8 protein-coding genes and 2 pseudogenes are annotated in these 9765 nt (G+C 53.9%); 3 read left to right on the top strand and 7 right to left on the bottom strand.

Features of this window, described 5'->3' with window-relative positions:
* A partial coding sequence (locus DJ69_RS03865; protein WP_099254382.1) for an IS6 family transposase occupies positions 1–610 on the bottom strand: 610 nt, incomplete at its 3' end.
* Positions 611–655: 45 nt separating this feature from the next.
* Here DJ69_RS03865 and DJ69_RS03860 point away from each other — a divergent pair.
* Positions 656–1101: pseudogene (locus DJ69_RS03860) on the top strand (transposase); the annotation flags it as partial.
* Between the two features lie 69 nt (positions 1102–1170).
* On the opposite strand, the pseudogene DJ69_RS18765 reads toward DJ69_RS03860, so the two are convergent.
* Positions 1171–1388, bottom strand: a pseudogene (locus DJ69_RS18765) (DUF7558 family protein); the annotation flags it as partial.
* Between the two features lie 277 nt (positions 1389–1665).
* Between DJ69_RS18765 and DJ69_RS17745 the strand changes: the two are divergent.
* Positions 1666–1959, top strand: a complete 294-nt coding sequence (locus DJ69_RS17745; RefSeq protein ID WP_144050379.1) for a hypothetical protein — start codon at positions 1666–1668, stop codon at positions 1957–1959.
* A 167-nt stretch (positions 1960–2126) separates the two neighbouring features.
* Here the strand turns inward: DJ69_RS17745 and DJ69_RS18760 are convergent, their stop codons facing one another.
* Positions 2127–3068 (bottom strand): M48 family metallopeptidase, encoded by a 942-nt coding sequence (locus tag DJ69_RS18760; protein WP_245851475.1) that lies wholly within the window; start codon positions 3066–3068, stop codon positions 2127–2129.
* 461 nt (positions 3069–3529) lie between these two features.
* Between DJ69_RS18760 and DJ69_RS03840 the strand changes: the two genes are divergently transcribed.
* On the top strand, positions 3530–4234 hold the full coding sequence (locus DJ69_RS03840; protein ID WP_099254379.1) for a helix-turn-helix domain-containing protein: 705 nt from the start codon (positions 3530–3532) through the stop codon (positions 4232–4234).
* A gap of 136 nt (positions 4235–4370) precedes the next feature.
* On the opposite strand, the gene DJ69_RS17740 is transcribed toward DJ69_RS03840, so the two are convergent.
* The 4 genes from DJ69_RS17740 to DJ69_RS03825 form a co-directional block, all read right to left on the bottom strand.
* Complete coding sequence (locus tag DJ69_RS17740) at positions 4371–4838, bottom strand: hypothetical protein (RefSeq protein ID WP_144050378.1); 468 nt, start codon at positions 4836–4838, stop codon at positions 4371–4373.
* Positions 4839–6444: 1606 nt separating this feature from the next.
* Positions 6445–7446, bottom strand: coding sequence for a cytochrome d ubiquinol oxidase subunit II (locus DJ69_RS03835; RefSeq protein ID WP_099254378.1), 1002 nt, complete (start codon positions 7444–7446; stop codon positions 6445–6447).
* Positions 7439–8887, bottom strand: coding sequence for a cytochrome ubiquinol oxidase subunit I (locus DJ69_RS03830; protein WP_099254377.1), 1449 nt, complete (start codon positions 8885–8887; stop codon positions 7439–7441). Before DJ69_RS03830 ends, DJ69_RS03835 begins: the two co-directional genes overlap by 8 nt.
* Positions 8888–9038: 151 nt before the next feature.
* On the bottom strand, positions 9039–9677 hold the full coding sequence (locus DJ69_RS03825; RefSeq protein WP_099254376.1) for an IS6 family transposase: 639 nt from the start codon (positions 9675–9677) through the stop codon (positions 9039–9041).
* Between the last annotated feature and the right edge of the window lie 88 nt (positions 9678–9765).

Below are 9765 nucleotides of genomic sequence, written 5' to 3'. Positions count from 1 at the left end.
CTTTGTGAAGTACTGAATCTTGAACTGTCTCGAGCGCGGCATTGCTGAAACTGTTTGCGAACGATGATGTTCGACGTTCTATTTCCCAAAAGACACGTTCGATAGCATTCCGATTTCCATGTCGACTGATTTGAAATCGATAACCGTCTTCAGCAAGGACTGGTCCGAGATAATCTGCGTCATCGACGAGAAATTCGACGTTGTCGATCTGATAGCGCCGGTGTAGTTCGGTGAGAAACCATCGCGTCGTCTGTTTATTTGTGGTTGGATAGAGGCTCACGTGAAGGATTTCGTTCGTATACGGATCAACCGCGCCGTACAGCCAGAATTTCTGACCGTGAAGGCGGATCATCTTTTCGTCAACCGCGAGTTGATCCTCTGAAACAGTCGAGATCGGCTGTAGATCGGCTTTATGAACCCAGTTGTGAACAGCGACGTGACTTCGATTGATTCCAAACATTTCGAGAAATTTACTTACCTCTCGAAGCGATAGACCGGCCAAGTGACAGCGGATCCCTACTTCAACCGCCCAGCGCGGAGTTCGATCTCGCTCCACAAATGACAAGTCAATCCACGCGGTACGTTCGCTGAGGCGGTCGAAATCTGTCATAGACACTCAGAACTCGTCCGCCTCATCCTCTAACTTAACGCGACCGACGGCTACCACCTGTATATTATGAATCTGCCGAGAGACGAGTTCCTGCCGTCGGATCCAGCCACGATCTATCGCTGTCGGTGGGAGGTGGAGTTGCTGTTCCGTGAGTTAAAGACGCAGTACGAACTGGACGAGTTCGATACGACGAAGAATCATGTCGCCAAAGTTATGTTTTCGCGGCGTTGCTGTCACTGCTGGTAAGTCGCGATTTGCTCAATCTGGTCACCGAACAGGTGGACGATGTAATTGTGTTTCCGCCAGAACGCTGGGTGGCGACTTTCCGGTCGCACGCCCAGCTCATCCTCCACGAACTTGGCGAATACCTTGGCTATTCACCGCCACCACTGCTCGAACGACTGATCGAAGACGCACAGAAGATCCACAAGCAACGGCCAGTGTTACAAGATACGCTTGCTACCGCTACACAACCGAGGTTTGAGTCCTAGCTAGAGACGAATGAACGCCAAAGCAGAAGCTGCTAATGAGTGGCTGAGATCGTCTGCTTTCGAATGGAATCAGCTTATCTGAACACTACACTCTATCAGCGTCGTGACGAGATTCTCTTCGAGGTCGCCGTCCAGTGCGTTTCGAGCCCACCGGGACTACAGCGGGCGCATAGCTGTAACGGTCTTTCCAGATGCCCCAGTTTGACCTGGAACCAGGTAAGCCCCACAAGCCCGTCGACGACTAGTCTACAGCCGTCACAGGCGACATGATCACGGTCGTCGGGATCTCACCCCCTCTGAACCCACCTCGTTGAGCATGTTGATGGCATCTGTTGGAATTTTGCCGGTGGGATCGGGGTCTGGAGAGCATCTGCTCTCTCGTGTTAACCAACACAACCCGCGAATTCAGAGTTTTGATAGCTACGACGCGAAAACGGTTCTCGAGCCTGCTGATAATAATACCATTCAGGATTCCTCACCTCGGATCAATGGTGGTCTGGCTGGTCAGCAATAGGATACCTCTCTATTCAGGGTATTTATCCGTACCATCGACCAATACTAGATATGAGCGATTCGGCGTCTCCAAGCACCTCTATCTCGCTATCTGAGCCGACTGACATCCCTGTTGTTCTGAATCGGGCTGGAATCGATTACGTTACTGTTCATGACCATCGACTACTGGCTATCTTTCGCACCGGCATCTTCAATGTGGTAACTGAGCCGGAGTTAGTGTCGAATGCGCACACACTTCAGATCGAATGCTGGGAAGCACCACTTCCCTCTCGTGGTGCAGGACAGTCACAAAAAGAACTTCTCGAGGACTTTGCCGCCGTGTTTGACGATGGTGAGAAGTCTTGAAGTGGCTCATCGGGTACTTCGGTCAGAACCCCGATAATCAGCTGAGGGCGCTAGAAACGCTAGAAACAAGTCAACTGACACGGGTTGAACCAATACGCGATTTATGGAACTTTGGCCTTGTTGAAATCCTATTCTTCAGACAGTTCCGTACGGCTTCGGACTGACTCTCACTCGGCAGCGACCAGTCGACGGAGTCGCTCTACGCGGGTCGCAGTCGAGGGATGCGTCGCGCCGAGCCGACCGGCCATCGAGTCCCTCTCGATCGGGAGTACGTTCATCGCGCCCGTCGCCGCATTGTGATCGCGGAGGTCAGCCGTCGGTCGCGTCCTCCCGTTCGTGTCGTCGAGTCGTTCGAGCGCGGTGGCGAGTGCGGCCGGATCCCCCGTCGCCGCGGCCGCTGCGCGGTCGGCCGCGAGTTCGCGGCCACGCGAGAAGATGCCGAACCCGATGGCGGCGGTCGCGGCAAAGGCCCACCCGAGCGGATCAAGGCCAACCGCGTCCGGGCCGTCGTACAACTCCTCGGCCGCGTGGACCGGGACGAACAGCCCCGCCGCGAGATCGAGGTCGCCGTTGGCGAGGTGAGCGAGTTCGTGGGCGAGCACTGCGTCGCGCTCTGCGGACGACAGCGCGGTGAGGAGACCCTCACTCACGACTATCGTCGGGTTGCCGCCGCCGATAGAGACCAGCGGGTCCTCGGGGCGGTAGGTGGTGTACGCGAGCGGAGTCGCTGTCGACCGGACCCGGACATTTGGTTCCGGCACGTCGAAGCGGGCGGCGAGGCGACGACAGGCCGCGGAGACCGCGTCTTCGCCGTTCTCCGACGCGGTCGGTCGGGAGTCCGCGAGCAGCGTCCGCCGCTCCCGGCGTACGCCACGAACAAGGGTCCACACAACGCCGGGGCCGGCAATAACCAGCGCGACCGCGGTGCCGATGAGGACGGCGTAGTTGAGTTCCGTTGTCGTCGCCCCCCCATCACTGCCCAGAACTTCGAGGATAAATGCGGTCGGGAGAGCCCCCAGCGTGAAGATGACGGCGAGGAAGACAACTGACAATAGCCCCACCGCGAGGAGGGCGCGAAAGACAAGCGACAGAGAGTGACGGAGTCGCATTCGTGGGTCGTACTCGATCTTATCTTATAGGCTTATCTCCCCCTGTTGCCACTCAGCGAGTGAAGCACAGGCGGTACTGACCACAGCCAGTCAGAATGTATCACTTCCTGAGGATTTCAACAAAGCCGGAACTTTCAGATACGCTCCAGACACTGCATACTGCGACTGTTGAGCATTGGCAGCATTCCGTTCTCGTTAGTATTCAAGCGGTTCAAATAGCATCCTACACAATTGGCTTGGCTGCTTTGGCCTTTGCTGCGGTTGGTATACTCGTTACTGGCGCTAGCATCTATTTCCTTTATTTCTTCCACTGGCGTTAATAGCTGTTGGGAATAGATATTAATTCAAATAAAATAATGTTAATCAATAACTTATTTAAAGTACTATTAGCAAACTGAATTGACTGCCGATTCGCGTCTAAACAGGGCTCTTATATTGTAATAGCATCGTAGACAGTTACCATGAGCCGTGCTTCAGTAGAGTCGTGTAACCGAGCTTTGCTTCAGGTCTGGCATGAGGATTGTTGGGGCATCGATGCGGCCGACAAAACAGCCGCAGAAATGCTCATGCACCGTGTTCACAGAATTTCCGCCGGGACTGCAAAAGGGCACTTTACCGTATTCAACAAGAAAACGGACGAAATAGAGTCGTTCATAACTTCTGTCAAACAATCACCGTATACTGAATCGGTGTATATTCTACCGAGTCAACAATTAGAATACGAGTCTCTGTTTGGGGTTCCATCGACAGATATCATCGTTGATTACGACACTAATCACAGCGTCGGAGACGCGTTAATTTCTGAGGGATTCATCAATCATAGTCCTGTTCACGTTCAGGGGACCGGCGAACGGTGGCCAGTATTTATTGAAGAATCCAGAGACCAAATCGAAGCTCGGCTGGACAAGATCCGTGACCAAATTGATGCTGAGATCAACGTCAACCAGATTATCTCTGGCAATCAACAGCTGAGCCACGGTCCCCTACCTATCCAATATAATCTTTCTCCGAAACAGCAGGAGGTAATCAACTTTGCACGGCAAGACGGGTACTACGAATGGCCGCGTGAGACTACGGTTCGCGATATGTGCTCGGATTTTTCTGTATCGAAGACGACTTTTCTAGAGCATCTTCGTAAAGCTGAGTCAAAAATAATGGATCCCTGATTGTCAGGGGAAACCGAATTTCTAGGGGAGATATCCTGCTGATTCCGCCAAGGAATCCGACGTCTCAAATCGGAGTGTTTCAGTATTCACAGTAGAATCTATGCTTGTTGGTATTAGAATTGAGAGACCACACGGATTAGACTCCAGTGCTGGTGAGATTGGCTGATAAATAACCATCGCAAACAGCATTTTCTGCCCAGAGTCGGTGTGATAAGGCCGTATTCGACCAGAAAACACGGCTATTGAGTATTACTGAAAGTATTAACTGAAGACGAATGGCGTCTTTTGCCTGGATGAGGAAATCCGCGCCGATCTCGCGACAAGTAGTGGCGATGTCTTCGCGATACATCTCTGAGTCGAAGTAGATCCGCCCGGTATCGAAGTCAGCGTGGGTGTGAACCCGACGAAGAAGCCGTCTAAGTGCTTGCGCGATCTCTGTCTGTTTCTTGATCGGTGTCGCCCCCAACACGTAGTTTCGATCGGGACCAGTAGCAGATAGGACTGCGTAGTGCCAGAAGTCGGTCGTATTCGCGTCTTTCGGCCTTCCAATCGTCCACTCGTGCTCGGCGCCGTACCAGCGGACCTTTGTAACGTCGTACGCCAAGTGAACCGGTCCTAGAGGGAGTAGCTCCTCGCGTTCAAGCAGCGCACAGCTGGCCTTGAGGAACTTCCCCTCGAGCTCCTCAACCTCCTGCCTGCGAGCGTACTTTCAGTCGGTAGATGCAGTAGGTACATCGACATCGTCGTCAGACTGCCAGCGAAGGATATCAGCATCGCTCCCCAAGTGCCAGTCTTCAAGCGCAATGTGGGATAGAAGCCGGATGAACGACTCGATAGGATGTTTGAAATTCGGGGCGGTCCGGTCGCGACCGGAGCGCAGATGGGGAGTTGTTAGTGCCAGATACTCACCGGCGATTCGGGTAGCTTGTCACATCTTTTCGTCCATCTCCACTGACCATTCTTCGTCGACGATATCATAGTAAGACCGAGGTTTTGACGGGTCTTCGGGGAGAGCATCTGGAGACCTTCCTCGAGGAAGAAACTGATGAAGAGCAGCGTTGTTTGCCCAACGCGCAGCTTGCTCCAAAATGTTCTCGTCGAGCTTGCCGATCTGCCGCGACAACGTCGAGTAGTGCGGTGGCCTCTTCGAACCCAACCCAACCGCTGCCGCAACCCGCGGCTGGCTATCAAGCCGCTCCTCGAGCTCGCGGTATCTATCATCGAAAAGTTCGCAGGGTACGCCGGCACAGTACCAAGACTGACTATCTTCGTCTAGTTCGTCCCAGTCACTAATGAGGTCGCTTTCTGGATCGATTACACTCTTGCATGCGTGAGCGCATCAACGGCGTGTTCTGCTTCGGGCAGCGGTTGGGACCACCGGTTTAGCTTGTTCTCTTGCTCACGAGACAGATAGCCTTCAGGGCGCGAGATTCCAGATCGGCCGCGGTCAATTAGGGTGATTTTTCTGAACTAGGTATAGGTCATTCGACACGCAACATAGTCGTGAAATCGGGGCTACTGTTAGTGACGATTCTTGCGCTGTTCCCGTTCCAAGGTTGGGGAATCGAAGCGTTCTACATGAACTAGGCAATTAGCCCAATTGTCACCGTCACGAAAGTTGCGGAAGCTTTCATTGTGATCGCGTCTGCTCTGTTGAATCCGCAGAAGGCGTCGGGGTCGGGTTACTCTGTACTCGGTTCAGGAGCGCTGCTGAGAGAATTCAGAGATGGACTCTTGATCGAGAAGATCGAGATCTTTGGGTAGATCGATCCAACTGTTTGACGACAAAAAGCGAGATAATCCCCCTTCATAGATCACAATCCCCGTGCCGTCATCGGATTCAACAGAGCAGATCGCGTCGGTTTACTTGTATAGTAACACAATCGAATGAGGAACCCTTGTCATATCCGGACTGGACTTCCTCAGTCCTTCCGAAAGAGGTCCCGATAAGCCACCGCAGTCACTCGATTTCTTGCTTAACTGAAGACAGATGGTGTGTTCTGTGGGTCCTGCGTCACAATGAGGCGATCTTTTTCCAGCAGACGCCGGTCGCCGGTGAAGTTCTCTGAGATAGGCTCGTTGAGACCGAGGGTGTAGTGGTGATTAACGACCAACTCACCTAGCAGGTCTGTATCTAGCTCACCGTCACAACGGCACACTTCGAACGGATGATAAAAGGGTCGTCGATGCCAACCCGGTAGCATACACCTTCAATTTTTGTATCTTTCACCCGCGATTGGACCGCTAAACACGCCATAGAGGAATTTGAAGTACCACAATACGAGGAGAAGCGCCGGGAATCCGAGAATCGTCACGAGATTCAGCGCTAACGGTGAGACAACCGCTTCTCGAACCGTCAAGCCAGTTGGCGGATAGATAGTCGGATATAGCAGGAGAGCGACCAGCAGGCTCAATAGCGCAGGAAGCCCGAGCGAGCTCACCAGCCAAGCACGATACTTGCCGCGCAGGGCAAGAACACTTCCCCCTCCTCCCGTAACAGCCGACAAGAGGACAATCACACCTACGGGAAGCGAAAGAACGATTTCGGCAGTACCTCCGGCATCAGTTACGACGACAGTCATCAGAAGAGCGATAACTCCGATCAAGTACGCCAGTGTCGCAATAATCCCGTACATGCGCAGGTCGGACGCTAGCCGTGGTCTGGTTTTAGCCGTCAGAAAGGCCGCCCCAGTGGCAACCGAGACGGTTACGAGGCCGACACCAGTCAACAGTGCCGGCAGCGACAGTGTCGGCGCGTCAAAGATCCACCGACCAGCGAGAGTACCGAACAGCAGCGGCGCGAGAAAGCTCCCTCCGACAAAAGAGTAATCCCAGTAGCGCTTCCAGCGCCCGTCGTCACGCTGTTCGCGCATTTCTGGGCCAAGCCCGCGGAACAGCAGCGCGAGTACGAAGCTGATCGCGAGCAGGTAGTGGTCGGCCAAGACTCGCGAGTACACCCGCGGGAACGCCGCTAGCAGCATCGTTCCGAAGGCGACAACCCACACCTCGTTTGCGTCCCAAACCGGACCGAACGCCGTCAGGAATGTCTCCTTCTCGTGTTCGTTGTTGCGAGTCGCGTACAGCATCCCGATTCCGAAGTCGAACCCGTCGAGAATTATGTACATCGCCAGCGCAAACATGACAGCACCGAACCAGATCTCGGGAAGTGCGTCGACAAGATACGCGTCGGCGAACAACACCAGCTCAGTCATCGTTGCTCACCTTCGGGACCGGACCGTACCAGCGATCGTCGTCTGATGCCCTCACTCCGAGTTCATGGAGTTCGTCTTCAACCAGCCACCGCAGCACGTGAAGGGCTACCAATATCAATCCGATGTAGATAATGACGAAGCCGACGAGCGTTAGAGTCGCTTCCGTTCCAGTCAGTGTTGAGGAGACGGCTTCACTGGTTCTGAGCTCGCCCTGGATGACCCACGGTTGTCGACCGATTTCTGTGACGTACCACCCCGTAAGAAGCGCCGCATAGCCGAGCGGCGACGCAGCAACCATCGTCTTCAGGAATCGATTGCTCTCCGAGAGGCGTCCGTTGTAAATGAGATACCCGCCCCACAGTGCCAGCCCGATGAACAGGAATCCGAGTCCGACCATGAACCGGAACGACCAGAAAACCATCGCTACGGGCGGGTTCTCCTCGTACTCGTTTAATCCAAGTACTTCGGCGTCAAAGTCACCACCGGTAGCGAGGAACGACCCGACCCCTGGAAGACTCACAGTAAAAAGGTTCTCAGCTTTCGGATCGGTGAGTGCGTCAATGCTCATTGGGAACGCGAGCAGGTGTAAGTCTGCCGTGCCGGTCTCGTAGTGAGCTTCCATAGCGGCGAACTTCTGCGGCTGTGTATCTGCGACGTGGCGCCCATACGCGTCACCATGGACTGCTTGCAGAGGAGCGGTGACGAGCAGGATGATAACTGCGAGTTTCAACGCCGTGTTCCATGCGGCGGCATCGCGCTTCTTCCAGACGATGTACGCCGAGACCCCTGCGACCAGCAGCGCGACAGAAATCACCGACGCATTGACCATGTGTACATACATCCACGACATACGGGGCGTGAAGAACGCAGCCAGCGGGTCGGTTAGCTTCGCAACTTCCATGCCGTTACGCGTGATCATCTCGAAGCCCTGTGGAGTCTGCATCCAAGCGTTGACGATCAGGATCCAGAAGGCGGACAACCAAGCCCCGACTCCCACCAGTACCGACGAGAGGATGTATGTCCGATCGCTAACGAGTTTCTGACCAAACAGCAATACCCCGAGGAAAACAGCCTCAAGGAAGAACGCCATCTTCGCTTCGAATGCGAGCGGCCCACCAATCAGCTCTCCAGCCACCTCGGCGAACTGTGGGAAGTTCGTCCCGAACTGAAAGCTCATCGGGATGCCGGTGACCGTTCCCATGACGAATCCAGCGGCGAACACCTTTACCCAGAATGATCGCAGCCGTGTGAACCGCTCGTCGTCGGTCCGAACGTCTTTCCAAGTGAAATAGACGATGAACGGCGCCAGCCCGACCGAGAGCGAGGCGAAAATGATGTGAACGCTGATCGTCCAACCGAACTGCGCACGGCTCGCAAGTTCCGGCGAGAGCTGTAGCGCCCATCCCTGAATCAAGATGTCGGGAAGCACCGTCGAGAACATAGCTATATTTCCTCACGGAACTAAAAGAGAAGTTGTGTAATTCCCCCTTTCGAAAACTGTACTACGGTGGTTTATATCCGCAGAGCCGTAGCTTTTGTAGTCAATACGAGACAGTTACAGGTAGCGCCGGAGTCGGAGCCGTCGTGTTAACTTAAGCATGATTCCACCAGACGGTGTGGGCTTGTAGCCATGCTTCCGCGGTCGGTGGATCGACGTGGCTAAAACAGTTTGAAAACGAAGATATTTGGTGTTCTACTTCTCTAAAGACATGTTCGACGGAATTTCTAAAGCCGTGTTGTTCAACGAGGTAGCTGTAGTCTTCTCGACGGAGCGCACCGATCAAATCGTCGGCGTCACCGACGAGAAACAGTGCGTCTTCAACATCATGTTTCTCGGCTAATTCAGTGAGAAACCCTCGTGCGATCGGGATCGTATACGTCGGAAACAGGCGTGAGTGAAGGATTCTGTTCGTTTCTGGATCGACAGCAGCGTACAGCCAGCACTGTTCGTCGTTGACCCGGATCACCTTCTGATCGACCGCAACGCGATCCGAACTCTCACCGTCAGCTGGCTGTAGATCGGCTTTCTGTACCCAGTTGTGAACAGCAATACGACTTCGATCGACACCCAAATCCTCAAGAACAATAACTGTATTTGAGAGTGATAATATTGCAAGATGGTGGCGAATACTCTTTTCAATAATCTCGCGGGGTGTCCGCCCTCGCTCCACAAAACCCAAGTTTATCCACTCGATACACACGCTGAGACGGGGGTTTTCCGCATAGGACACTGAATCCTCATCCCGCTTCTTCCTTAACTTAACACCGCGGTTGACGAGTGGTCGCAACTATATATATAGTACGCTCTTGTGTAGCACA

The organism is Halorubrum persicum (assembly GCF_002727125.1).
Classification (GTDB): domain Archaea; phylum Halobacteriota; class Halobacteria; order Halobacteriales; family Haloferacaceae; genus Halorubrum; species Halorubrum persicum.
Note: the sequence above shows the minus strand (reverse complement) of the source record. Positions and strands in the feature narration are given on the sequence as shown.

Excerpts from the sequence above, each read along its gene's own strand:
- DJ69_RS03830 (WP_099254377.1), bottom strand. The coding sequence starts at position 8,887 with ATGTTCTCGACGGTGCTTCCCGACATCTTGATTCAGGGATGGGCGCTA.
- DJ69_RS18760 (WP_245851475.1), bottom strand. The coding sequence starts at position 3,068 with ATGCGACTCCGTCACTCTCTGTCGCTTGTCTTTCGCGCCCTCCTCGCG.
- DJ69_RS03835 (WP_099254378.1), bottom strand. The coding sequence starts at position 7,446 with ATGACTGAGCTGGTGTTGTTCGCCGACGCGTATCTTGTCGACGCACTT.
- DJ69_RS03840 (WP_099254379.1), top strand. The coding sequence starts at position 3,530 with ATGAGCCGTGCTTCAGTAGAGTCGTGTAACCGAGCTTTGCTTCAGGTC.
- DJ69_RS17745 (WP_144050379.1), top strand. The coding sequence starts at position 1,666 with ATGAGCGATTCGGCGTCTCCAAGCACCTCTATCTCGCTATCTGAGCCG.